21 protein-coding genes are annotated in these 25842 nt (G+C 63.8%); all 21 read left to right on the plus strand.

Annotation, left to right across the window (positions count from 1 at the left end; genetic code table 11):
* Positions 1-2: 2 nt before the first annotated feature.
* Positions 3-2081, plus strand: coding sequence for an NADH-quinone oxidoreductase subunit NuoG (gene nuoG, locus IC232_RS19630; RefSeq protein WP_190846644.1), 2079 nt, complete (start codon positions 3-5; stop codon positions 2079-2081).
* A gap of 12 nt (positions 2082-2093) precedes the next feature.
* On the plus strand, positions 2094-3119 hold the full coding sequence (gene nuoH / locus IC232_RS19635) for an NADH-quinone oxidoreductase subunit NuoH (protein WP_190846645.1): 1026 nt from the start codon (positions 2094-2096) through the stop codon (positions 3117-3119).
* Positions 3120-3131: 12 nt separating this feature from the next.
* Positions 3132-3620 carry an NADH-quinone oxidoreductase subunit NuoI gene (gene nuoI / locus IC232_RS19640; RefSeq protein WP_190846646.1) on the plus strand — a complete coding sequence of 163 codons (489 nt, stop codon included), beginning with the start codon at positions 3132-3134 and terminating at the stop codon, positions 3618-3620.
* A gap of 138 nt (positions 3621-3758) precedes the next feature.
* On the plus strand, positions 3759-4373 hold the full coding sequence (locus tag IC232_RS19645) for an NADH-quinone oxidoreductase subunit J (protein WP_190846647.1): 615 nt from the start codon (positions 3759-3761) through the stop codon (positions 4371-4373).
* A gap of 11 nt (positions 4374-4384) precedes the next feature.
* Complete coding sequence (nuoK, locus tag IC232_RS19650) at positions 4385-4693, plus strand: NADH-quinone oxidoreductase subunit NuoK (protein WP_036353841.1); 309 nt, start codon at positions 4385-4387, stop codon at positions 4691-4693.
* 88 nt (positions 4694-4781) lie between these two features.
* Positions 4782-6824, plus strand: coding sequence for an NADH-quinone oxidoreductase subunit L (gene nuoL, locus IC232_RS19655; protein WP_190846648.1), 2043 nt, complete (start codon positions 4782-4784; stop codon positions 6822-6824).
* Positions 6824-8335 carry an NADH-quinone oxidoreductase subunit M gene (locus IC232_RS19660; protein WP_190846649.1) on the plus strand — a complete coding sequence of 504 codons (1512 nt, stop codon included), beginning with the start codon at positions 6824-6826 and terminating at the stop codon, positions 8333-8335. Before nuoL ends, IC232_RS19660 begins: the two co-directional genes overlap by 1 nt.
* A gap of 7 nt (positions 8336-8342) precedes the next feature.
* Positions 8343-9782: an NADH-quinone oxidoreductase subunit NuoN gene (gene nuoN / locus IC232_RS19665; protein WP_190846679.1), complete on the plus strand. Its 1440-nt coding sequence runs from the start codon at positions 8343-8345 to the stop codon at positions 9780-9782.
* A 2-nt stretch (positions 9783-9784) separates the two neighbouring features.
* A complete protein-coding gene (locus IC232_RS19670; RefSeq protein ID WP_312895204.1) occupies positions 9785-10615 on the plus strand; it encodes a biotin--[acetyl-CoA-carboxylase] ligase in 831 nt (276 codons plus the stop codon).
* Positions 10615-12288 carry a ribonuclease J gene (locus IC232_RS19675; protein ID WP_190846650.1) on the plus strand — a complete coding sequence of 558 codons (1674 nt, stop codon included), beginning with the start codon at positions 10615-10617 and terminating at the stop codon, positions 12286-12288. The genes IC232_RS19670 and IC232_RS19675 overlap by 1 nt, the downstream gene beginning before the upstream one ends.
* A gap of 25 nt (positions 12289-12313) precedes the next feature.
* Positions 12314-12718, plus strand: a complete 405-nt coding sequence (gene mce / locus IC232_RS19680; protein WP_190846651.1) for a methylmalonyl-CoA epimerase — start codon at positions 12314-12316, stop codon at positions 12716-12718.
* Positions 12719-12740: 22 nt separating this feature from the next.
* Positions 12741-13064 carry a DUF1467 family protein gene (locus IC232_RS19685; protein ID WP_312895205.1) on the plus strand — a complete coding sequence of 108 codons (324 nt, stop codon included), beginning with the start codon at positions 12741-12743 and terminating at the stop codon, positions 13062-13064.
* A gap of 392 nt (positions 13065-13456) precedes the next feature.
* Positions 13457-14785: a proline--tRNA ligase gene (gene proS, locus IC232_RS19690; RefSeq protein ID WP_190846653.1), complete on the plus strand. Its 1329-nt coding sequence runs from the start codon at positions 13457-13459 to the stop codon at positions 14783-14785.
* 5 nt (positions 14786-14790) lie between these two features.
* Positions 14791-16080: a lipoprotein-releasing ABC transporter permease subunit gene (locus IC232_RS19695; protein ID WP_190846654.1), complete on the plus strand. Its 1290-nt coding sequence runs from the start codon at positions 14791-14793 to the stop codon at positions 16078-16080.
* 2 nt (positions 16081-16082) lie between these two features.
* Positions 16083-16778, plus strand: coding sequence for an ABC transporter ATP-binding protein (locus tag IC232_RS19700; protein WP_190846655.1), 696 nt, complete (start codon positions 16083-16085; stop codon positions 16776-16778).
* A 392-nt stretch (positions 16779-17170) separates the two neighbouring features.
* The gene (gene dnaE / locus IC232_RS19705) at positions 17171-20644 is read left to right on the plus strand and encodes a DNA polymerase III subunit alpha (RefSeq protein ID WP_190846656.1); all 3474 of its coding nucleotides are present in this window, start codon (positions 17171-17173) and stop codon (positions 20642-20644) included.
* Between the two features lie 807 nt (positions 20645-21451).
* Positions 21452-22477 carry a 30S ribosomal protein S2 gene (locus tag IC232_RS19710; RefSeq protein WP_190846657.1) on the plus strand — a complete coding sequence of 342 codons (1026 nt, stop codon included), beginning with the start codon at positions 21452-21454 and terminating at the stop codon, positions 22475-22477.
* A 104-nt stretch (positions 22478-22581) separates the two neighbouring features.
* Positions 22582-23511 (plus strand): translation elongation factor Ts, encoded by a 930-nt coding sequence (gene tsf, locus IC232_RS19715; RefSeq protein WP_190846658.1) that lies wholly within the window; start codon positions 22582-22584, stop codon positions 23509-23511.
* Positions 23512-23697: 186 nt separating this feature from the next.
* Complete coding sequence (gene pyrH, locus IC232_RS19720; protein WP_409564944.1) at positions 23698-24411, plus strand: UMP kinase; 714 nt, start codon at positions 23698-23700, stop codon at positions 24409-24411.
* 70 nt (positions 24412-24481) lie between these two features.
* Positions 24482-25042 (plus strand): ribosome recycling factor, encoded by a 561-nt coding sequence (gene frr / locus IC232_RS19725; RefSeq protein WP_190846660.1) that lies wholly within the window; start codon positions 24482-24484, stop codon positions 25040-25042.
* A gap of 90 nt (positions 25043-25132) precedes the next feature.
* Complete coding sequence (locus IC232_RS19730) at positions 25133-25840, plus strand: isoprenyl transferase (RefSeq protein ID WP_246812299.1); 708 nt, start codon at positions 25133-25135, stop codon at positions 25838-25840.
* The last annotated feature ends 2 nt before the right edge of the window (positions 25841-25842 follow it).

The raw sequence follows: 25842 nt of genomic DNA on the forward strand, positions 1-25842 counted from the left end.
AGATGGCGAAAATCATCGTTGATGGCGTCGAGGTCGACGTTCCTGCGGAATACACCCTGCTCCAGGCCGCCGAAATGGCCGGGGCGGAAATTCCGCGCTTCTGCTACCACGAGCGGCTCTCGATTGCCGGCAACTGCCGCATGTGCCTCGTCGAGGTGAAGGGCGCGCCGAAGCCGGTGGCCTCCTGCGCCTGGGGCGTGCGCGACTGCCGTCCGGGCCCGAACGGCGAGCCGCCGGAAATCTCCACCAAGTCGCCGACGGTGAAGAAGGCGCGGGAAGGGGTGATGGAGTTCCTCCTCATCAACCACCCGCTCGATTGCCCGATCTGCGACCAGGGTGGCCAGTGCGACCTGCAGGACCAGGCGATGGCCTACGGTGTCGACAGCAGCCGCTTCCACGAGAACAAGCGCGCGGTGACCGACAAGTATCTCGGTCCGCTGGTGCGCACCTCCATGAACCGGTGCATCCACTGCACCCGCTGCGTGCGCTTCTCGGCCGAAGTGGCCGGCGTGCCGGATCTCGGCGCCCTCTGGCGCGGCGAAGACATGGAGATCACGAGCTATCTCGAGAAGGCCCTCGGCTCCGAGCTGCAGGCCAACGTGGCGGATCTCTGCCCCGTGGGCGCGCTGACCCACAAGCCGGAAGCCTATCATTACCGTCCCTGGGAGCTCACCAAGACCGATTCCGTCGACGTGATGGATGCGGTCGGCTCCTCGATCCGCGTCGATTCCCGTGGCCGCGAGGTCATGCGCATCCTGCCGCGCGTGAACGAGGCGGTGAACGAGGAGTGGATCACCGACAAGACCCGCCAGATCGTGGACGGCCTGCGCCTTCAGCGCCTCGACCGCCCCTTCGTGCGGGAGAACGGCCGCCTGCGTCCTGCCTCGTGGCAGGAGGCCTTCGCCACCATCGCCAACCGCGTGAAGGGCACCGACCCGAAGCGCATCGGCGCCATCGTGGGCGATCTCGCTGCGGTCGAGGAAATGTACGCCCTGAAGCTCCTCATGGAGAGCCTCGGCGTCACCAACATCGACGCCCGTCAGGACGGTAGCGTGCTGACCCCGGTCTATGGCCGCGGCTCCTACCTGTTCAACACCACCATCTCCGGCATCGAGGATGCGGACGCGATCCTGATCGTGGGCTCGAACCCGCGCATCGAGGCCTCGCTCGTCAACGTGCGTATCCGCAAGCGCTGGCGCGCGGCTCCGCCGCCGATTGCGCTGATCGGCGAGCATGCGGATCTGACATACCCCTACGAGTACCTCGGCGCTGGTCCCGAGACGCTCTCCGAATTGGCCTCCGGCCGCCACAGCTTCATCGAGAAGCTGCGCGGCGCCGAGCGTCCGCTGATCATTGTGGGGCAGGGCGCTCTCTCCCGTCCTGACGGTCTGGCGGTGCTCTCCACCGTGGCTCAGCTCGCCCGTGACGTCGGGGCGGTGAAGGACGGCTGGACCGGCTTCTCGGTTCTGCATACCGCTGCGTCGCGCGTCGGCGCCCTCGATCTCGGTCTCGTGCCGGGCGAGTGGGGCCTGAATGCTCAGACCATGGTGCAGGGCGAAGTGGACGTGCTGTTCAATCTCGGCGCAGACGAGATCGACATCGCCCCGGGCGCCTTCGTGATCTATCAGGGCACCCATGGCGACCGCGGCGCGCACCGCGCCGATGTGATCCTGCCGGCTGCCACCTATACGGAGAAGTCCGGAACCTATGTGAACACCGAGGGCCGGGTGCAGCTCGCCAACCGGGCAGCCTTCGCTCCGGGCGAGGCTCGCGAGGACTGGGCAATCCTGCGCGCTCTGTCCGACGTGCTTGGGCATCGCCTGCCGTTCGACTCGCTGAACGCCCTGCGGGCGAAGCTCTATGCGGCCTACCCGCATTTCGCCGCGGTCGAGACGGTTCAGCCGGCGGACAGCTTCGCGGCCATCCAGGCGCTCGCCAATGTCGGCGGCTCGCTTGGGCGCGAGCCTTTCGTGAGCCCCGTGAAGGACTTCTACCTGACGAACCCCATTGCCCGCGCCTCCGGCGTCATGGCCGAGTGCTCCGCGCTCGCCCGTGAGCTGAAGCTCGAGGCGGCTGAGTAAGAGGAACGGATCATGGAATTTGGGGACATCCTCCTCGCCGTCGCGATCATGCTGGGCAAGAGCCTGCTCATGCTGGTCGCGCTTCTCATCTTCATTGCCTACGCACTCTATGCCGACCGCAAGGTCTGGGCTGCCGTGCAGCTGCGCCGCGGCCCGAACGTGGTCGGTCCCTGGGGCCTGCTTCAATCCTTCGCCGATCTGCTCAAGTTCGTCCTGAAGGAGCCGATCATCCCGGCGCCGGCCAACAAGGGCATGTTCCTGCTGGCGCCGTTGCTGATGTGCACCCTGTCGCTGGCGGCCTGGGCGGTCATTCCGCTCAATTCCGGTTGGGCCATCGCCGACATCAACGTAGGCATCCTCTATATCTTCGCGATCTCGTCGCTCGGCGTCTACGGCGTCATCATGGGCGGCTGGGCCTCGAACTCGAAGTACCCGTTTCTCGGCGCGCTCCGCTCGGCCGCCCAGATGGTCTCCTACGAGGTGTCCATCGGCTTCGTGATCGTGACCGTGCTCATGTGCGCCGGCACCCTGAACCTTTCGGCTATCGTGGAAGCGCAGAACTCCAGCCTCGGCATCCTGGGCTGGTACTGGCTGCCGCTCTTCCCGATGTTCGTGGTGTTCTTCATCTCGGCCATGGCCGAGACGAACCGCCCGCCCTTCGACCTGCCGGAGGCCGAATCCGAGCTCGTGGCCGGCTACATGGTGGAGTATTCCTCCACGCCGTACCTGCTCTTCATGCTCGGCGAGTACGTGGCCATCATGACCATGTGCGCACTCGGCACGATCCTGTTCCTGGGCGGCTGGCTGTCGCCGATCCCGTTCGCGCCCTTCACCTGGGTGCCGGGCGTGATCTGGTTCGTGCTGAAGGCGAGCTTCCTCTTCATCCTCATCGCCATGGTGAAAGCCCTGGTTCCCCGCTACCGTTACGATCAGCTCATGCGCCTCGGGTGGAAGGTCTTCCTGCCGCTGTCGCTCGCCATGGTCGTGATCGTGGCGGCTGTCCTGATGGTCACCGGCAATGCGCCGGGCGTCCGCTAAAGGAGATCGGCCATGCAGCTCGACCGCATTGCCCAATCCCTCCTGCTGAAGGAGTTCATCTCAGGCTTCATCCTGACGGTGAAATACTTCTTCAAGCCGAAGGCGACCCTGAACTACCCGTTCGAGATGGGGCATCGCGGGCCCCGGTTCCGCGGTGAGCATGCCCTGCGGCGCTATCCCAACGGGGAAGAGCGCTGCATCGCCTGCAAGCTGTGCGAGGCCATCTGCCCGGCGCAGGCCATCACCATCGAGGCCGGTCCGCGCCGCAACGACGGTACCCGCCGCACGACCCGCTACGACATCGACATGGTGAAGTGCATCTATTGCGGCATGTGCCAGGAGGCCTGCCCGGTGGACGCCATCGTGGAGGGGCCGAACCTCGAGTTCTCCGTGGAGACCCGCGAGGAACTCTACTACGACAAGGCCAAGCTTCTCGAGAACGGGGAGCGCTGGGAGCGCGAGATCGCGAAGAACCTCGCGAAGAACGCCCCCTACCGCTAAGAGCGCCTTTGGCCCGGTGAGGGCAGGGGCAAGCAGCTCCGGCGGGTTGTCCCCGCCGGATTCGGAATTTATAGACAGGCCGCCGGGTTGTCCGGGGCCACGTCGGAAGGGGCCGCTCACCAGCGGCTTGAACTGAGCATGACGGTTACCGCCGCCTTCTTCTATCTGTTCGCGACGATCACGATCGCCTCCGGCTTCATGGTGATTGCCTCCCGCAATCCCGTGCAGTCGGTGCTGTTCCTCATCCTGGCCTTCGTGAATGCGGCGGGCCTTTTCCTGCTGATGGGAGCCGAGTTCCTGGCGATGATCCTGGTGATCGTCTATGTGGGCGCGGTCGCGGTGCTGTTCCTCTTCGTCGTCATGATGCTCGACGTGGATTTCGCGGCTCTCCGCCAGGGCTTCCTGCAGTACCTGCCCATCGGCGGTCTCATCGGGCTGATCCTCCTGCTGGAACTGATCCTCGTGGTCGGCACCTACACCATCGACCCGGGTCTGGTCCGGTCTCCCCAGGTGCCGATCCCGTCGGCCGACGTCATGACCAACACCGAGGCTATCGGCCAGGTGCTCTACACCCGCTACTTCTACTTCTTCCAGGCCGCCGGCCTGATCCTGCTGGTCGCCATGATCGGCGCCATCGTCCTCACCCTGCGCGAGCGGGTGGGCGTGCGGCGCCAGGACATCACCAAGCAGAACGCCCGGACGCAGGAAACCGCGGTCGAGGTGCGGAAGGTTCCCTTCCGCCAAGGCATTTAAGGAGGCGCGCCATGGTTATCGGACTGGGTCATTATCTCACCGTCGCGGCCGTCCTCTTCACGCTCGGCGTGTTCGGCATCTTCATCAACCGGAAGAACGTGATCGTCATCCTGATGTCCATCGAGTTGATCCTGCTCGCCGTGAACATCAACATGGTGGCCTTCTCGACCCACCTGAACGACATCGTCGGCCAAGTCTTCGCCATGCTGATCCTCACGGTGGCGGCGGCTGAGGCGGCCATCGGTCTGGCGATCCTGGTGGTCTTCTTCCGCAACCGCGGCTCCATCGCGGTTGAAGACGTCAACATGATGAGGGGCTAGGAGCATGATTCAGAAAAGTGGGAACCGGTTTTCTGAACAAAATCATGCATCAGCTGTAAGCCCGAACGGACCGGCGAAGTAAAAGCACATGTATCACGCAATCGTCTTCCTGCCGCTCGTCGGCTTCCTCATCGCAGGCGTCTTCGGCCGCGTGCTTGGCCCGCGGCCGAGCGAGATCATCACCACGGCGCTGCTCTTCGTGGCGGCCGTCCTCTCCTGGGTGTCGTTCATCCAGGTCGGCTTCGGTGATGGCGCCACCCGGGTCCAGGTGGCCCAGTGGATGTCGGTCGGCGACCTTCAGGTCGATTGGGCGTTCCGGATCGACACGCTGACTGCCATGATGCTGGTGGTGGTGAACACCGTCTCGGCGCTCGTGCACCTCTACTCCATCGGCTACATGCACGAGGATCCGCACCGTTCGCGCTTCTTCGCCTACCTGTCGCTCTTCACCTTCACCATGCTCATGCTGGTGACCGCCGACAACCTGGTCCAAATGTTCTTCGGCTGGGAAGGCGTCGGCCTCGCAAGCTACCTGCTCATCGGCTTCTGGTACCAGAAGGATTCCGCCAACGCGGCGGCCATGAAGGCCTTCATCGTCAACCGCGTCGGCGATTTCGGCTTCCTGCTCGGAATCTTCACGGTCTTCGTCCTGTTCAATGGCGTGACCTTCGACGCGATCTTCCCGCGTGTGGCCGAGCTCGCGAACGCGAACTTCACCTTCCTGGGCATCGAGTGGCACGCCCTGACCATTGCCTGCCTGCTGCTCTTCATGGGCGCTATGGGCAAGTCGGCGCAGTTCCTGCTCCACACTTGGCTGCCGGACGCGATGGAGGGCCCGACCCCGGTCTCCGCCCTGATCCACGCGGCCACCATGGTGACCGCCGGCGTGTTCATGGTCGCGCGCCTGTCGCCGATCTTCGAATACGCACCGGCTGCGCTAACCGTCGTGACGGTCATCGGCGGCATCACGGCCTTCTTTGCCGCGACCGTCGGTTTGGTTCAGAACGACATCAAGCGCGTCATCGCCTACTCGACCTGCTCGCAGCTCGGCTACATGTTCGTGGCGCTCGGCGTCGGGGCCTACAGCGCCGGCGTGTTCCACCTGTTCACCCACGCCTTCTTCAAGGCACTGCTGTTCCTGGGCGCCGGCTCGGTGATCCACGCCATGCACCACGAGCAGGATATGCGCCACATGGGAGCGCTCCGCCGCTACATCCCCCTCACCACCGCCATGATGGCCATCGGCACGCTGGCGCTCACGGGCTTCCCGTTCACGGCGGGCTATTACTCGAAGGATGCGATCATCGAGGCGGCCTACGCGGCTCACTCGACCGCCGGTTCCTTCGCGTTCCTGGCGACGGTCGTCGCCGCGTTCATGACCTCGTTCTACTCCTGGCGTTTGTTCTTCCTCACTTTCGAGGGCACCTCGCGCTGGGGCCATGGCCATCACGGCCACCATGCCCATGCTGCCCATTCCCATGAGGGCGTGGAGCATGACGATCATGACCGCGATGTGGAACCCGCAAGCCACGCTCAACACGATCATGGCCACCATGAGGACCACACGCCCCATGAGAGCCCGCTGGTGATGCTGCTGCCGCTCATCGTGCTCGCCATCGGCGCGCTCGTGGCCGGCTTCGTGTTCCACAATGCCTTCATCGGCGAAGGCTATCAGGAGTTCTGGAAGGGTGCCCTGTTCACCCGACCCGAGAACCACATCCTGGAAGAGATGCATCATCTCCCGGGCTGGGTGCCGCTGCTCCCGACGGTCATGATGGCTCTGGGCTTCGTGCTGGCCTATTACATGTACATCGTCGACGCCAAGCAGCCGGCAAAGCTCGCGGCCGATCACCCGATCCTGTACCGCTTCCTGCTCAACAAGTGGTACTTCGACGAGCTCTATGACGCGATCTTCGTGCGTCCTGCCATGGCCATCGGCCGCTTCTTCTGGCGTACTGGCGACCAGCGCATCATCGACGGGCTCGGCCCAGACGGCATCTCCGCCCGCGTCATGGACGTGACGCGCGGCGTGGTGCGGGTGCAGACCGGCTACGTCTATCATTATGCCTTCGCGATGCTGATCGGCGTTGCGGCTCTCGTGACCTTCTATCTCTTCAGGGGAGCCCGTTAATGCTCGGCTTCGGCATCCTCTCCGGCCTTCTCGTCCTTCCTCTCGTCGGGGCGGCCTTCATCCTGACCCTGCGCGGCGACAGCGAGGCTGCTCGCTCCAACGCCCGCTGGGCTGCGCTTGCCACGACGATTGCCACCTTCCTGCTGTCGCTCGTCGCCTGGGCGCGGTTCGACACGGCAACGGCGTCGTTCCAGCTCGTGGAAAGCCACGTGTGGCTGACCGAGACCATCCGGTTCAAGCTCGGGGTCGACGGCTTCTCCATGCCGCTGATCCTGCTCACCACGTTCCTGATGCCGTTCTGCATCCTGGCTTCGTGGGAATCCATCGGGCACCGCGTGAAGGAATACTTCGTCGCGTTCCTGGTCCTCGAGACCACCATGATCGGCGTGTTCTGCGCCCTCGATCTCGTGCTGTTCTACCTGTTCTTCGAGGCAGGCCTGATCCCGATGTTCCTCATCATCGGCATCTGGGGCGGCAAGCGGCGCATCTACGCGAGCTTCAAGTTCTTCCTCTACACGCTGCTCGGCTCCGTGCTGATGCTGCTCGCCATCATGGCCATGTACTGGCAGGCCGGCACCACGGACATTCCGACCCTGCTGGCCTTCAAGTTCGCGTCGAACTTGCAGACCTGGCTCTGGCTCGCCTTCTTCGCCTCCTTCGCGGTGAAGATGCCCATGTGGCCGGTCCACACCTGGTTGCCGGATGCCCACGTGGAAGCGCCGACGGCGGGCTCGGTCATCCTGGCGGGCGTCCTGCTGAAGATGGGCGGCTACGGCTTCATCCGTGTGTCGCTGCCGATGTTCCCCGAGGCTTCGGAGTATTTCGCCCCGCTGGTCTTTGCTCTTTCCGTCATTGCGATCGTCTACACCTCGCTGGTCGCCCTGATGCAGGAAGACATCAAGAAGCTCATCGCCTATTCGTCGGTGGCGCATATGGGCTTCGTGACCATGGGCCTGTTCAGCATGAACGAGCAGGGCATCCAGGGCGCCATGTTCACCATGATCTCCCACGGCCTCATCTCCGGCGCGCTCTTCCTTAGCGTGGGCGTGATCTATGACCGGATGCATACCCGCGAGATCAAGGCCTATGGCGGCCTCGTGAACCGGATGCCCATGTATGCGGTGGTGTTCCTGATCCTGACCATGGCTAACGTGGCTCTGCCGGGCACCTCGGGCTTCATCGGCGAGTTCCTGACCCTCATGGGAGCCTTCCGGTCCAACACCTGGGTGGCGTTCTTCGCCACCACGGGCGTGATCCTGTCAGCCGCTTACGCACTCTGGCTCTACCGTCGCGTAGTCTACGGAGAACTCGACAAGCCGGCGCTCCAGACGATCACCGACCTGAACCGTCGTGAGATCATCACTTTCGCGCCGCTGATCCTTCTCATCATCTATTACGGCGTGCAGCCGGGTCCGATCCTCGACGTCTTCGCAGCGCCGACGGAGACGCTCCTTAACAACGTTCAGGCTGCGCTCGCCACCGTGAAAACGGCCGCTGCCGCCGCACACTGAGGTCATGATGAACCCCGCCTTCACCATTCCCGCATTCGGCCCCGTGCTGCCAGAGATCCTCTTGGCGGCCGGAGCCCTCATCATGGTCCTGTTCGGCGCCATCCGTGGCGAGCGACCGGGCTACGCCATGAACATCATTGCCCTGGCGCTTCTCGCCGTCACCTTCGTGGCGGTGCTGATGCTGCCGGGCGAGCGTGTCGAGACCATGGGCGGCTCCTTCGTGGTCGACGGCTTCGCCAAGTTCATGAAGGCGCTTACGCTCATCGCATCCGCAGGCGGCGTCATCCTCTCGCTCGACTACATGCGGCGCGAGGGGATCAGCCGCTTCGAATACCCGATCCTGATCGTGCTCTCGACCATCGGCATGATGATGGTGATCTCGGCCAACGACCTGATCGCCCTCTATATCGGCCTCGAGCTGCTGAGCCTGTCGTCATACGTGATCGCCGCCTTCGACCGCGACAACGTCCGTTCCACGGAAGCAGGCCTGAAGTACTTCGTGCTCGGCTCGCTCTCGTCCGGCATGCTGCTCTACGGCTCGTCCCTGGTCTATGGCTTCTCCGGCAGCGTCTCGTTCCCGGTGATCGCCACGGTGCTCCAGGGCAATGTGAGCATCGGCGCCATCGTCGGCCTCGTCTTCGTGGCCGCCGGCATCGCGTTCAAAATCTCCGCCGTGCCGTTCCATATGTGGACGCCGGACGTCTATGAGGGCTCGCCAACCCCGGTGACCGCCTTCTTCGCCGCCGCGCCCAAGATGGCCGGCATGGCCATGGCCACCCGCGTGTTCATCGATGCCTTCCCGGGCATCCTGATCCAATGGCAGCAGATCATCGTCTTCATCTCGATCGCCTCCATGGTGCTCGGCTCCTTCGCGGCCATCGGCCAGCGCAACATCAAGCGCCTGATGGCCTATTCCTCCATCGGCAACGTGGGCTATGCGCTCATCGGCCTTGCGGCCGGTACGGCCGAGGGCATCCAGGGCGTCATCGTCTATATGGCGATCTACCTCGCCATGACGCTCGGCACCTTCGCGGTGATCCTCGGCATGCGCCGTGGTAACGTGATGTACGAGACGGTGGACGACCTCTCCGGGATGGCGCGCACGCACCCGGTGCTCGCCTTCTGCCTCGGCATGATGATGTTCTCGCTAGCGGGCATTCCGCCGCTCGCCGGTTTCTTCGCCAAGTTCGCGGTGTTCAACGCTGCGATCGAGGCCGATCTGGTGGCGCTCGCCATCATCGGTGTCGTGACGAGCGTCATCGGCGCCTACTACTACCTGCGCATCGTCAAGGTGATGTATTTCGATGAGCCGGCCGAGCGCTACGACGCCATGCCGGCAGGCGTGAAGTTCGTGCTCGCCCTCTGCAGCATCTTCGTCGTCCTCTTCGGTATCGTTCCGGCGCCGCTGGTGGCGGCTGCGCGCGCTGCCGCGAGCTCCCTGTTCTGATCGTGCACCTGTCGCCCGAGACCGAGTCCGCCGGATACAGGCTGCTCTCCCTTGAGGCGACAGGCTCGACGAACGACGATGCCCTCCAAGCCGCTAAGTCCGGCGATCCGGGCCAGCTCTGGATCGTTGCCGCCGAGCAGCTTGCGGGCAGGGGACGGCACGGCCGGCAATGGTCGTCGCCGCAGGGCAATCTCTACGCCAGCCTGCTCCTGATCGACCCCTGCGACATGGCCTTAGCGCCGCAGCTCGGGTTCGTCATAGGGCTCGCGGTCCATGAGGCCATCGAGGCCATCACCGGCGTTGGCGCTCCACGCCTGTCCCTGAAATGGCCTAACGATCTCCTGCTCGACGGTGCCAAGGTGTCGGGCCTTATCCTCGAGGGGCATAGGATTGGACCCGAGGGTCCTTTGGCAATCGTTATCGGGTGTGGCGTGAACGTGGCCTTTGCACCGACAGGGACGCCCTATCCGGCCATCGCCCTTCAGGTGATCAAGCCAGACCTGACCAGAGAAGACGTGTTTTGCGCGCTGTCATCCGCCTTTGCTCGAACATTCTCAGCCTGGCGCGCAGCCGCCCATATGAATGCATCGGACCCGTTCGGGACAATCCGACGGCTTTGGTTGGAGCGCGCTGCCGGTTTAGGGCAGGAGGTCGCGCTTCGCCTGCCCACCGGCGAGAAGAAGGGTGTTTTCGAGGGTCTCGATCGTTTCGGTCGCCTGCAGCTGAAAAGCCGTGATGGCGTGGAACTCATCGATGCAGGCGACCTTTATTTTCCCAATTCGCTGCACGATATAGCCAAGCCCGGCGCTGGCATAAAAAGGTTCGAACAATAATGGCTTCCCATCAAGACGAATTGGTCTTCCTTCCGCTCGGAGGGCTTGGCGAGATCGGGATGAATGCTGCGCTCTACGGCTTCGGGCCGGAGGCCGAGCGGCAATGGATTCTCGTCGATTGCGGCATGGGCTTCGGCGGCGAGGAGAATCTCCCCGGCATCGACGTGGTCTATCCGGATCTGCGCTTCATCGAGGAAGAACGCCATAACCTGCTGGGCATCTTCATCACCCACGCCCACGAGGACCATATCGGCGCGCTCGTCGAGATGTGGCCTAGCCTGCAGGCGCCCGTCTACGCCACGAAATTCGCCATCGGTCTCCTGGAAACGCGCCGCCTGTCCGAGGCGGGCGCGCCGAAGATCGACCTGAACGAGATCGTTCCCGGCCAGCGGCTGAAGCTCGGGCCCTTCGATGTCGAATATGTGCCGGTCGCGCACTCCATCCCGGAGTCGAACGCGCTTGCGATCCGCACGCCCCACGGTCTCGTGGTTCATACGGGCGACTGGAAGCTCGACAACACCCCTTATCTCGGCAGCCTGACCTCGGAGGAGGCGTTCCGATCCCTGGGGGATGAGGGCGTTCTGGCGCTCATCTGCGATTCCACCAATGTGGTGCGCGAAGGCGTCAGCCCCAGCGAATCCGATGTGGCCAAGAACCTGGCGCAGCTGATCAACGATGCGCCCCATCGCGTCGCCATCACCACCTTCGCGTCCAACGTGGCGCGCATCCGCTCCGTGGCGGAGGCCGCCCGCGAATGCGGCCGCGAGGTCGTGGTGGTGGGCCGCGCCATGGACCGGGTCGTGGAGGTCGCAAAGGAATGCGGCTACCTGGAAGGGCTGCCCGAGTTCCGCTCGGCGGAAAACTTCGGCTACATTCCGCGAGACAAGATCGTCGCGATCCTGACCGGATCGCAGGGCGAGCCTCGCGCGGCCCTTGCCCGCATCGCCCAGGACGAGCACCCGGACATCGCGCTCTCGGCAGGCGACCGGGTGATCTTCTCGTCGCGCGCCATTCCCGGCAACGAGAAGGGCGTTGGGGCGATCATCAACAGCCTCATCGAGCAGGGCGTCGAGGTTATCACCGACCGCACGGAGCTGGTTCACGTCTCGGGCCATCCGCGCCGGGGCGAGCTCGCCCAGATGTACCAGTGGACGAAGCCCCGTATCGCCATTCCGGCTCATGGCGAGCCGCTCCACTTGAGCGAGCACGCGAAGTTCGCCCGTCAGCAGGGCGTGCAGGAGGTGGTTCGCGCGAAGAACGGAAGCCTGGTGCGCCTCGCGCCCGGTCCCGCCGAGATCGTCGACACCATTCCGGCCGGACGTCTCTACCGCGATGGAAACATCGTGATCGGAGCCGGGGACCGGGCGCTCCCGGAGCGCCGCAAGCTCGCCTTCGCGGGCATCGTGACGGTTGCGATCGCCATCGACGGCCGGGGCGAACTCGTGGGCGATCCGGTGATCGACGCCATGGGCCTGCCGGACAAGAACCGCCAGGGCCGGGATTTGACCGATATCATCGCCGATACGGTGGCGGACCTGCTCGATGGGCTGCCGAAAGCCAAGCGCCGGGATCCCGAGGCGGTCGAGAATGCCGTCCACCGGGCTGTGCGCGCGACGGTGAACCAGGAATGGGGCAAGAAACCCGCCTGCCATGTTCTCGTGATCGAGGCATAGGGCATCGAGCCCCAGGGAGAGCCAGATGATCGGACGCCTCAATCATGTTGCCATTGCCGTGCGCGATATCGCGGCGGCTTCCGAAGTCTATCGCAACACCCTGGGCGCTCAGGTCTCCGCGCCTGAGCCGCTTGAGGAGCACGGTGTCACCGTCGTTTTCATCACGCTGCCCAACACCAAGATCGAGCTGCTGGAGCCCTTAGGCGTCGACTCACCCATCGCCCGGTTCCTGGAGAAGAACCCGGACGGAGGCATGCACCACATCTGCTATGAGGTGGACGATATCGCGGCCGCGCGCGACCAGCTTGTGAATTCCGGGGCAAGGGTGCTCGGCACCGGTGAGCCGAAGATCGGAGCTCACGGGAAACCCGTGCTTTTCCTGCACCCGAAGGATTTCAATGGTACTCTCATCGAGCTTGAGCAAGCCTGAGGACAAGCTGTTGATAAACTTTGTGAAAGCCCTTTCCGGCTCGTTCTGGTCCACCCTGGCCGTGGTGGTGGTGGTCTCCGCGATTGCCGTAGCCGTCGCGGTCAACGGCTTCGATCTGCGGGTGAGCGGCAGCCTGGCCCTCTATTTCGTGATCTGGTGGATTCTGCTCTTCGCCGTTCTGCCCTTTGGCGTCCGCAGCCAGGCAGAGGCCGGTGAAGTGATCCGAGGCAGCGAGCCGGGTGCGCCTGCGCTTCCCGCCCTGCGCGAGAAGGCGATCTGGACGACACTGGTCGCCTCGGTGGTGCTGGTGATCGTTGCTGCGGTTTTCCCTCTGGCGGGACTCTAAAAAGCCTTCGCAGGGAGCCCAAAAGAAAAAGCAAGGCTTTCGCCTTGCCTGAACTGCCTTTTGGCAATTTTTACCCCTGGCTTTCTTAGGCCGGCGCCTGTCTGGCGCCTAGGGGTCTTGTTCCTCCCGAAACTCGGACCGCAGCCTCTGACCTTTGAAGGTCTCAAGACGTTAGGATTTTGTTTATAGTCACCTTCCCTTGGGGTGTCACCTTTCCGAGGCTGCCGATGATGCAAAATTCGGCGTTTCAGGTATTCATCTTTGGTCTAATTTATCGCGCCGTTGGCCCTGCGAACTGATGACAGCTTGTCTTTTGCCCAGGGCCTGTGTTGTGTGCGAGAAACGAGTCGTTACTCAGCTTCTGTTCAGATCGAGACTTTAGAAGGCGTCCCATGCGTTTGAGCCGCTATTTCCTCCCCATTCTCCGCGAGACGCCGAAAGAAGCGGAGATCGTCTCCCACCGGCTGATGCTGCGCGCGGGCATGATCCGCCAGGAATCGGCGGGCATCTATGCCTGGCTGCCCCTGGGCCTGAGGGTTCTGAACAAGATCAATGCCATCGTCCGCGAGGAGCAGAACCGCTCCGGCGCCGTCGAGCTCCTCATGCCGACGATCCAGTCGGCCGATCTCTGGCGCGAGTCGGGTCGCTACGACGCCTATGGCAAGGAGATGCTGCGCATTCAGGACCGCCACGAGCGCGAAATGCTGTTCGGCCCCACCAACGAGGAGATGGTCACGGAGATATTCCGGGGCTATGTGCGGTCCTACAAGGATCTTCCGCTGAACCTTTATCACATCCAGTGGAAGTTCCGCGACGAGGTGCGCCCGCGCTTCGGCGTCATGCGCTCGCGCGAGTTCCTGATGAAGGACGCCTATTCCTTCGATCTCGATCAGGCCGGGGCCGTCCATTCCTACAACAAGATGTTCGTGGCTTACTTGCGCACCTTCGCCCGGATGGGCCTGAAGGCGATCCCGATGCGGGCGGACACAGGCCCGATCGGCGGAAACCTGAGCCACGAGTTCATCATCCTGGCCTCGACGGGCGAGAGCGAGGTGTTCTGCCACGCGGATTACCTGAACTTCGACATCCCGGCCGAGAACACCAACTTCGACGATATCTCTGGCCTGCAGAGCACCGTCGACAAGTGGACGTCGCTCTACGCCGCCACGTCCGAGATGCACGACGCGGGCGCCTTCGATGCGGTGCCCGCCGACAAGAAGATGTCAGCGCGCGGCATCGAGGTCGGTCACATCTTCTATTTCGGCACCAAGTACTCCGAGCCCATGGGCGCGAAGGTCATGGGGCCAGACGGGCAGGAGAGGCCGGTCCACATGGGCTCCTACGGCATCGGGCCGAGCCGCCTGATCGCCGCCATCATCGAGGCGAGCCACGACGAGAACGGCATCATCTGGCCTGAAGGCGTGGCGCCGTTCGGTGTGGCGATCCTCAATCTGAAGGCAGGCGATGCCGGCACGGATGCTGCCTGCGAGAAGCTCTATCGCGAACTCTCCGCCGCCGGCCGCGACGTGCTCTACGACGACCGTGACGAGCGTCCGGGCGGCAAGTTCGCCACCGCCGACCTTATCGGCGTGCCGTGGCAGGTGGTGATCGGCCCGAAGGGTCTCGCTGAGGGCAAGGTGGAGCTGAAGCGCCGCGCCACCGGCGAGCGCGAGACGCTGTCCCTCGAGGATGTGGCCGCCCGCCTGATCGGCCATACATAAGCTCCATGGCCAAAGCAGCGGACACCAAAGCGGCACCAACGGGAACGAAAGCTTTCTCGCTCTTCGAGTGGATGCTCGCCGGGCGCTACCTGCGCACGCGGCGGCGGGAAGGCTTCGTCTCGGTGATCGCCGGGTTCTCGTTTCTCGGCATCATGCTTGGTGTCGCCACGCTGATCGTGGTGCTCTCGGTCATGAACGGCTTTCGCAAGGAACTGCTCGACAAGATCGTCGGCATCAACGGCCATATCTTCGTGGCGCCGATAGAAAGCCCGCTGACCGACTATCCGGAGGTGGCGGCGCGCATTGCCGCCGTGCCCGGCGTCCGGCGCGCCATTCCACTGGTGGAGGGGCAGGCCTTCGGCTCCTCGCAATATAATGGAAGCGGCGTTCTCGTGCGCGGCATCCGCCCTGAGGACTTGCAGAAGATCCAGCATATCTCCGGCAACATCCGTCAGGGCACGCTCGATGATTTCGATGAAGGCGAGGGGGTGGCGATCGGCCGCCGTCTCGCCGATGCCCTGTCGCTCCAGGCCGGCGATACGTTTACGCTGATCACGCCCCGTGGCGCCTCCACGCCCTTCGGCACGGCACCGCGGGTGAAGGGCTATCCGGTCAAGGCGGTCTTCGAGATCGGCATGTCGGAGTTCGACTCCACCTTCGTGTTCATGCCGCTCACGGAAGCGCAGAACTACTTCAACCGCCAGGGCGACGTGCAGCTGATCGAGGTCTATCTCGACAATGCCGACCGGGTGGACGAGGCGCGTGCGGCCATCGACGAGGCGGCGGGGCGGCCGATCCTGATGACCGACTGGCGCCAGCGCAACCGCACCTTCTTCGGCGCCCTTGAGGTCGAGCGCAACGTGATGTTCCTCATCCTCACGCTCATCGTGCTGGTGGCGGCGCTCAACATCATCTCCGGCCTCATCATGCTCGTGAAGGACAAGTCGGAGGATATCGCGATCCTGCGCACCATGGGCGCCACGCGTGGCTCGATCATGCGCGTGTTCCTGATCACAGGTGCCTCCATCGGTATTGTCGGCACCATCGCGGGATTCGGCCTCGGGCTGCTGCTCGCGCTCAATGTCGAGACCATCCGCGATGTGATCTCGCGTCTGACGAGCACGAACCTCTTTCCGGCCGAACTTTACTTCCTGAGCCGCCTGCCGGCCGATGTGAACCCCACCGAGGTGGCGACCATTCTCATCATGGCGATGGTGCTCTCGCTGCTCGCGACCCTCTATCCCTCCTGGCGGGCCGCCAAACTCGATCCCGTCGAGGCGTTGCGTTACGGATAAATATGTCGCCAGCCCAGTCCCAGCCCGCCCTGTACCTGTCGAAAGTCGAGCGTCGCTACCCGCAGGGGGAAAGCTTCCTCGAAGTGCTGCGCGGGGCGGACCTAGCGATCTGGCCGGGGGAGATCGTGGCGCTCGTGGCGCCCTCGGGCACAGGCAAGTCGACCTTGCTTCATCTGGCAGGTCTGCTTGAGAAGCCGGACGGCGGCGAGGTCTTCGTCGGCTCGAAGCAGACGGCCGCCATGAACGACCAGGATCGCACCCGCGTCAGGCGTGAAGAACTCGGTTTCGTCTATCAGTTTCACCACCTCCTGCCGGAATTCTCGGCCCTGGAGAACGTGGTGATCCCGCAGCTCATCCGCGGTCTGCCAAAGGGCGAAGCGCAGGATCGTGCGAAGCAGCTCCTGACCTTCCTGGGCTTGGGCAAGCGCCTCGACCATCGTCCCGGCGAACTCTCCGGCGGCGAGCAGCAGCGTGTCGCCATTGCCCGCGCGGTCGCCAATGCGCCCCGCCTGCTGCTGGCGGACGAACCCACCGGCAACCTCGACCCGCACACGGCCGACCGGGTCTTCCAAACCCTCGTGGCCATCGTCCGCGCCTCGAAGCTCGCGGCTCTCATCGCCACCCACAACATGGATCTCGCGGCACGCATGGATCGGCGCGTGACCATCCGCGATGGGCTGATCGTTCAGCTGCCCTGAGCTTCCACTCTCTCAATTATATTGTCGTTCGGCGCCTTTGAGGCACGCGCGCCTGCGCGTGATCGCATCTTTACGCTTTGTTGACTCCGTCCCGAAAGCGGTCTTTGCACACGCTTTACACAGAACATCCAATGAACAAATATGAACATATTGGGAACACGGAGATCAGACCATGCTTCGCTTCATCATCGAGACCACCGCCGAAATCGCTTCGCTCGCCATGTTCGGCTCGGCCGTGGCAATCTGGGCTCTGGTTCTTTCTCCCATCGCTTGATACCGGAAATCCACAACAACCCACCGCGATTCACAGGAACATAGTCCTCAAGGTCCCGGGTTAGGATTTCGAGGAAAGAATCGTGTCACTATGCGTGCCATTGAGTGAGTAGAGTTTCATGGCGCGCATTCTTCACGATATCGGCTTCGTTCATCTGCACGTGCATTCCTCGTACTCGCTGCTCGAGGGTGCCCTGAAGATCGCGCAACTGGCGAAACTCGCCGCCGCCGACAAGCAGCCGGCGCTGGCGCTCACCGACACCAACAATCTCTTCGGCGGCCTCGAATTCTCCGAGAAGATGGCGGGCTCCGGCATCCAGCCCATCGCCGGCGTCCAGCTCTCGGTCTGCTTCGAGGAGGCCGATCCGGTGGCCCGCGTGGTGCCACAGCCCGCCAACATCGTGCTGCTCGCGCAGAACGAGGAGGGCTACCGCAACCTCATGCGCCTCGTGAGCCACGCCTATTTCGGCGTGCCGCTCGGCGAGGATCCACGCGTTGCCGCTCCCATCCTGTCGGCTCACAGCCAGGGGATCATCGCCCTGACGGGCGGCTTCACGGGTCCCCTCGATAGCGCCCTGCGCAATGGCGGGCGCCAGGATCTGGCGCAGGCTCGGCTCGATATCCTGAAAGAAGCCTTCGGCCACCAGCTCTATGTGGAGATCCAGCGTCATGGATTGGAAGACGAGCGTCTGATCGAGGGCGAGTTGCTGACGCTTGCCGACCGCAACGGCCTGCCGATCGTTGCAGCGAACGAACCCTTCTTCTCGTCGTCGAAGGACTATGAGGCGCACGATGCGCTGCTCGCGATTGCAGAAGGGCAGATCGTCTCGAACCCGGATCGCCGCCGCCTGTCGCCGGAGCACCACTTCAAGACCCGCGGGCAGATGATGGAGCTGTTTGCGGACCTGCCGGATGCCCTCCAGGCAAGCGTCGAGATCGCGATGCGCTGCGCCACGCGCGTGAAGACCCGCAAGCCCATCCTGCCGAATTTCGGCATCGGCCCTGAGGCCGCCACTCTGGACGAAGGCGCGGAGTTGCAGCGTCAGGCGGAAGAGGGACTCGTCAAGCGTCTTGCCGCGCATGGACCCGCGCCGGGGTTGACGGAGCAGGATTACCACGACCGCCTGGCCTTCGAGGTCGGCATCATCCGCAAGATGCAGTTCCCCGGCTACTTCCTGATCGTGGCCGACTTCATCAAATGGGCAAAGGATCACGATATTCCCGTCGGCCCGGGCCGCGGTTCCGGTGCCGGTTCGCTCGTGGCCTATGCGCTCACCATCACGGATCTCGATCCCCTGCGCTTCAGCCTGCTCTTCGAGCGGTTCCTGAATCCGGAACGCGTGTCGATGCCCGACTTCGACATCGACTTCTGCGTCGACGGGCGCGAGCGCGTGATCGAGTACGTGCAGCAGCGCTACGGCGAGGAACAGGTCGCGCAGATCATCACCTTCGGCACATTGCTCGCTCGCGGCGTGATCCGCGACGTCGGCCGCGTGCTGGAGATGCCCTACGGCCAGGTGGACAAGCTCACCAAGCTCGTGCCGCAGAATCCTGCCAACCCCGTAACTTTGGCGCAGGCCATCGAGGGCGAGCCGAAGCTGCAGGCGGCCATCGACGAAGAGCCCGTGGTCAAGCGCATGCTCGACATCGCGCAGAAGCTCGAAGGCTTGCACCGGCACGCCTCGACCCATGCGGCCGGCGTCGTGATCGGCGATCGTCCGCTGCAGGAACTGGTGCCGCTCTATCGAGACCCGAAGACCGGGATGCGCGTGACCCAGTTCAACATGAAATGGGTCGAGCAGGCCGGCCTCGTGAAGTTCGACTTCCTGGGCCTCAAGACGCTCACGGTCCTGCGCACCGCGGTCGATCTCATCCGTCGCAAGGGAATCGAGATTGATCTCTCGGCGCTGCCGCTGGATGACCGTAAGACCTACGAGATGCTCCAGCGCGGCGAAACGGTCGGCGTGTTCCAGGTGGAATCGGCGGGCATGCGCAAGGCCCTCGTCGAGATGGAGACCGACCGGTTCGAGGACATCATCGCCCTCGTGGCGCTGTATCGTCCGGGTCCGATGGCCAACATCCCGGTCTATTGCGCGCGCAAGTTGGGCAAGGACGAGCACAACAAGAAGGATTGGTATCCTCACGACAAGCTCGAGCCGATCCTGCGCGAGACCTTCGGCATCATCGTCTACCAGGAGCAGGTGATGGAGGTGGCCAAGGTCCTCTCCGGCTACTCGCTCGGCGACGCCGACCTTCTGCGCCGCGCCATGGGCAAGAAGATCAAGGCCGAGATGGACGCGCAGCGCGAGCGCTTCGTGTCCGGTGCGAAGGAGGGCGGCCTCGACAAGGCGAAGGCCAACGAAATCTTCGACCTGCTCGCGAAGTTTGCGGATTACGGCTTCAACAAGAGCCACGCGGCGGCTTACGCACTCGTTGCGTTCCAGACCGCCTATCTGAAGGCCAATCACCCGGTCGAGTTCCTGGCCGCGTCCATGACGCTCGATCTCGACAACACCGACAAGCTGTCGGAATTCCGCCGCGAGGTTCAGCGCCTCGGCTTCAAGGTCATCCCGCCCTCCATCAACCGGTCGGGCGTGGTCTTCGATGTGCAGTACGATGCGGAAGGCCAGGGGCAGATTCTCTATGCGCTCGCTGCCGTCAAAGGCGTGGGCCGGCAGGCTATTGAAAGCGTGATCGAGGCCCGCGGCGACAAGCCGTTTAAGGATCTCGCCGATTTCGCCCGGCGCATCAATCCGCGCATGATCAACAAGCGTACGCTGGAGAACCTCATCGCTGCCGGCGCATTTGACGAGCTGGAGCCGGAGCGGGCCAAGGCCTGCGCCTCCATCGACGCCATGATGAGCCTTGCCCAGCAATCCCATGAGGCCGCCAATGGCGGCATGATGGACATGTTCGGAGGCGTTGCATCAGCCGATGTCCAACTGCGGATCGGGCCCTACGATCCCTGGCCGGCGGCCGAGAGGCTGCAGCGGGAGTATGACGCTGTCGGCTTCTTCCTCTCGGGGCATCCGCTGGACGAATACGGCGAGCTCCTCAAGAAGCTGCGGGTGCAGACCTGGGTTGAGTTCTGCCGTTCCGTGAAGGCAGGCAATTCTGTCGGGCGAGTGGCCGCCACCGTGCTCGACCGGCAGGAACGCCGAACCAAGACCGGCAACAAGATGGGCATTCTCATGCTCTCCGATCAGACCGGGCAATTCGAGGCCATCATCTTCTCGGAGGGCCTGATGCGGTTCCGCGAGGTGCTCGAGCCCGGCGCTGCCGTGGTCCTGATGCTGCAGGCCGGGATGGAGGGCGAGGAGGTGAGGGCCCGAATCGGCATCGCCGAGCCGCTGGAAGAGGCTCTCGCCAAGCACCAGAAGGGCATGCGGATCTTCCTGCGGGATGAGCGGCCGATACCCAGTGTGCAGGAGCGCCTGAAGGTGAGGGGCGAGGGCGAGGTGTCCCTGGTTCTGATCCTGGATGAGGGCGACCGAGAGGTTGAGGTCAAGCTTCCCGGCAAGTACATGGCCTCGCCCCAAATCGCAGGTGCGCTCCGAGCCGTGCCGGGGGTAGTCGAAGTGCAGATGAATTGAGGCAGTGCGGGAGTCCTTTCCCACACGGAGAGAGCGTCGGGAGCTTTGATGTTCTCAATTTGTTCTTGACAGTCTAGCTAAGCTCGGCTATATCGTTGTGTAGACCTGTTCCTGTGAGGGGCGCGCTCGCGAGGCGTCGCAGTGTGGGAGCAGGCACGGTCCTGTGGTGCAGCCTCGCAAGCGGCACTGACAGGAGGCCCAGGCTGCGTGCCGGTGGTCGGAATCGGTTCAAGGCCCCCGCTGAGCAGGCGGGCCCCGCCTTGAGCGGTCACCGGGCCGGCATCGCTTGAACGCCTAAAGAAGCCGTGCGCGAAGAGACAGTTCGGCTCTTCCCTATCACCATCCATCATCGAGCCGGGCTGCCCGTCGCGCCACCCTCGATCACCCTTCAGGCTCGCAGCTCAGGCTGCGGGCCACACGGTGCTGGCTGTTTGACAGAGACATCAAGTGGGTCATCCCGGACGGCAAGGCCGATCCGGGATCGCACAAACCAGTCCAGCCCTGTCATCCCGGGGCTGCGCAGCAGAGCCCGGGATCCATAACCGCCGACGAGGCAGAAAGAGGCGCGACGCGGTTCGCCCTTCTTCAGGCGTCAGCGGTGATGGATCCCCGCCTGCGCGGGGAGGACACCGGGAGAGGAGGCTGCTCCATGCCCCAGCGGGAGAACGCCCCGCTTGCGTTTCCTCGCGTTTCCCCCTATATGCGCCCGCATCCCACACGCGGAATCCCCTCATGACTCATGAGGAACCCCCGGTGGCCGGAAAGTCCGGTCCACTGTTCCGCGGAGGCTTAACCGGAGAATAGACGATGGCGCTTCCTGAATTTTCGATGCGCAGCCTGCTTGAGGCTGGCGCTCACTTTGGCCACCAGGCCCACCGCTGGAACCCGAAGATGGGTCAATACATCTTCGGCACCCGCAACAACATCCACATCATCGACCTCGCCCAGTCGGTTCCGATGCTGCACCGCGCCCTTCAGGCGGTGAGCGACACCGTGGCCAAGGGCGGCCGCGTGCTGTTCGTCGGCACCAAGCGTCAGGCAGCCGATGCCGTCGCCGATGCGGCCAAGCGCTCGGCACAGTATTATGTGAACGCTCGCTGGCTCGGCGGCATGCTGACCAACTGGAAGACCATCTCCGGCTCGATCTCCCGCCTGCGCAAGGTCGACGAGATCCTGGCCGGCGGCGGCCAGGGCCTCACGAAGAAAGAGCGCCTCATGCTCGCCCGTGAGAAGGAAAAGCTCGAGCGCGCTCTTGGCGGCATCAAGGACATGGGCGGCACGCCCGACCTGATCTTCGTCATCGACACCAACAAGGAGCAGCTGGCGATTCAGGAGGCCAAGCGCCTCGGAATCCCGGTGGCGGCCATCGTCGACACCAACTGCGATCCGGACGGCATCACCTTCCCGGTCCCGGCCAATGACGACGCCGGCCGCGCGATCGCGCTCTATTGCGACCTGGTGGCCCGTGCTGCCCTCGATGGCATCTCCCGCGGCGCCGGCGATATGGGTATCGACGTCGGTGCCTCCGAGAACCCGATGGTTGAAGAGCTTCCGGCCAACGACACGGCTGCTGTCCCCGCCTATGAGGGCGAGCAGTTCGAGCGTCTGGCGGCTCCCCGCGGCGCTCCCGACGACCTGACAAAGCTCAACGGCGTTGGCCCGCAGCTCGAGAAGAAGCTCAATGAGGCTGGCATCTTCCACTACTGGCAGCTCGCTGCCATGCAGCCGGCCGATACCGCTCAGCTCGACAAGGACCTGAAGCTGAACGGCCGTCTCGAGCGTGATGGCTGGATCAACCAGGCCCGCTCGATGATCGAAGCCGCTGCTGTGTAAGCCTTACGGCGCCGCACCCTGCAGCGCCGCTTGAACGAATGACCGAGCCCGGCGTTCCACGAGCGCCGGGCTCCCTCTATGCATAAACCTTGAAAGGAACAGCCATGGCGAACATTACCGCTGCGATGGTGAAAGAGCTGCGCGAGACGACCAGCGCCGGCATGATGGACTGCAAGGCCGCGCTCGCCGAGACCAACGGCGACATGGAGGCCGCGATCGACTGGCTCCGCAAGAAGGGCCTCTCAAAGGCTGCCAAGAAGGCCGGCCGCGTGGCCGCCGAGGGCCTCGTGGCCGTTGAGTCGTCCGGTCACACCGCGACGATCCTCGAGGTGAACTCCGAGACCGATTTCGTCGCCCGCAACGACGGGTTCCAGGCCTTCGTCCGCGAAGCCGCCAAGATCGGCCTCATGGGCAACGGCACCATCGAGTCGCTCGAGGCTGCCCACTTCCCGGGTTCGCAGACCACCGTGAAGGACCGTCTGCAGGAGCTCATCGCCACCATCGGCGAGAACATGACCCTGCGCCGCGTCACGAAGCTCGAAGTCTCGAAGGGCGTGATCGCGTCCTATGTGCACAACGCCGTCACCGAAGGCCTCGGCAAGATCGGCGTGCTCGTGGCCCTGGAATCAGAGGGTGACGTGACCGTTCTCGGCACGCTCGGCCGTCAGATCGCCATGCATGTGGCCGCCACCAGCCCGTTGGCTCTGGACGCTTCCGGCGTCGACCAGGCGACCATCGAGCGCGAGAGCGCCATTCTGCGCGACAAGAACGCCGGCAAGCCCGACCACGTCATGCAGAAAATCATCGAGAGCGGCCTGAAGAGCTACTTCAAGGAAGTCACGCTTCTTGAGCAGCCCTTCGTGCACGACCCGTCCAAGACCGTGACCCAGGTGCTCAAGGAAGCCGAGTCCAAGGCCGGCAAGCCGGTCACCCTGAAGGCCTTCGTCCGTTATGCCCTCGGTGAGGGCATCGAGAAGGAAGAGGCTCCGGACTTCGCGGCGGAAGTTGCCGCCCAGGCCGGTCTCAAGGCCTAAGTCGAACCTGTCAAAGCATCTATCCCAAAAGTGGACACCACTTTTGGGATAGATCTGATGCTCTGTCTCTTAAGCAGCGCATCGTGTGGACCGGAAAAACCGGATCCACTTTTCCGCGCGATGCGGTAGAACGGCGGCTCTCGGGCCGCCGTTCTCATGAGAGGGTTCGAAAAGAAAGGTCTGATGATGGCAACGTTCCGGCGCATTCTGGTGAAGCTCTCAGGCGAGGCCCTCATGGCCCCCGACGGCTACTGGCTCGATCCCCAGACTCTGACATCACTGGCGGAGGATCTCGCTCAGGCCACCCGCGCCGGCTTCGAGATCGCTGTCGTCATCGGCGGCGGCAACATCATCCGCGGCGCCCGCATGAGCGCCGCCGGGTGGATCGACCGTCCCACGGCCGATTCCATGGGCATGCTCGGCACGGTCATGAACTCGCTGGCCATCGAGACCGCCCTGAATGCCGCCGGCGTTCCGGCCCGGACCATGTCGGCGGTCTCCATGCCGACGATCTGCGAGACCTATGCCCGCCAGCCCGCCCTGCATCACCTGGACAAGGGGCAGGTGGTGGTTCTGGCCGGTGGCACCGGCAACCCGTTCTTCACCACCGATACCGCCGCTGTCCTGCGTGCGGCCGAACTGCGCTGCGATGCGGTGCTCAAGGCCACCCAGGTGGACGGCGTCTACTCGGCCGACCCGAAGAAGGACCCGACTGCGGTCCGATTCGACCGCCTGACCCATGACGAGGCCATCGCCAGGGACCTGAAGGTGATGGATACGGCCGCCTTTGCCCTAGCGCGGGAGAGCAAGCTGTCGATCATCGTCGGCTCGGTGCATGCTCCCAGCTCCGTGACAGCTCTTCTCCAGGGGAAAGTGCCCTCTACGGTCGTTGCCCCTTGATCCAGGGGTCTTGATGCTGGACCCTGGGGGGCGTAAGCCCGTTTAGACAGTTCGCGTAAGGACAAAACTGATGGCTACGACCTTTGATATCGCCGATGTGAAGCGCCGCATGCAGGGCGCCATCAACGCATTCAAGAACGACCTGGCCAGTCTCAGGACGGGACGCGCCTCTCCGAATCTGCTGGACCCGATCCAGATCGATGCCTATGGCGCATCGATGCCGATCTCGCAGGTGGCCACCGTCAACGTGCCGGAACCGCGCCTGCTCAGCGTACAGGTCTGGGACCGGGGCATGGTGGCTGCCGTGGAGAAGGCGATCCGCGAATCCGATCTCGGCCTCAACCCTCAGACTGAGGGCCAGGTGATCCGCCTGCGTATCCCCGAGATGAACGAGCAGCGCCGCAAGGAAATGGTGAAGGTCGCGCACAAATATGCCGAAGAGGCGAAGGTTGCCGTCCGTCACGTGCGCCGCGATGGCCTCGACCTGCTCAAGAAGCTTGAGAAGGACAGCGCGATCAGCGAGGATGACGGCAAGCGCCATGCCGACCAGGTGCAGAAGGCGACGGATCAGTTCGTGACCGAGATCGACAGCATTGTGGTCGCCAAGGAAAAGGAAATCATGCACGTCTGATCCTTAAGGCGTGCATTGGAACAGGACATCATGAGCGGCGAAGCCAAACGGGTGGATCCAGGCTTTGCCTGCAGGGAAGCAGGCGAGGGGATGCCGGCCCACGTTGCCATCATCATGGATGGGAATGGCCGGTGGGCTGCTCAACGGGGTCTGCCTCGCTTTGAGGGGCACCGGCGCGGTGTCGAGGCGATCCGCCGGGCCGTGCGCACGGCGGGAAATCTGGGGATCCGGTACCTGACGGTCTACAGCTTCTCCGCCGAAAACTGGCGGCGTCCGGCTGACGAGGTCTCCGATCTCATGGGGCTCCTCAAGCGGTTCGTCAGGCACGATCTGGCCGAGCTTCACGCCAACAACATCCGGGTCCGGATCATCGGCGAGCGGGAGGGGCTGGCCTCGGACATCCGCCTGCTCCTCGATGAGGCCGAGCAGCTCACCCGTTCCAACACGGGTCTGACCCTGGTGATTGCCTTCAACTATGGCGGGCGGCAGGAGATCGTGAGTGCCATGCGGGCGCTGGCCCGGCGCGTGAAGGAGGGCAGCCTCGATCCGGCCGACATCGACATGGATTCTGTGGGAGCGGCTCTCGACACCCATGGCATACCGGATCCGGATCTGGTCATCAGGACGTCCGGTGAGCAGCGCGTCTCGAACTTCCTGACATGGCAGACGGCCTATTCCGAGTTCGTGTTCCTGCCGTGCTACTGGCCTGATTTCGATGAGGTGGCATTCAAATCCGCCATCGATGAGTATTGCAGGCGCGACCGCCGGTTCGGCGGCCTGAGCGCTCGGGCTGTCTGACG

The sequence above is a fragment of the Microvirga sp. genome, assembly GCF_014699075.1.
GTDB lineage: Bacteria > Pseudomonadota > Alphaproteobacteria > Rhizobiales > Beijerinckiaceae > Microvirga.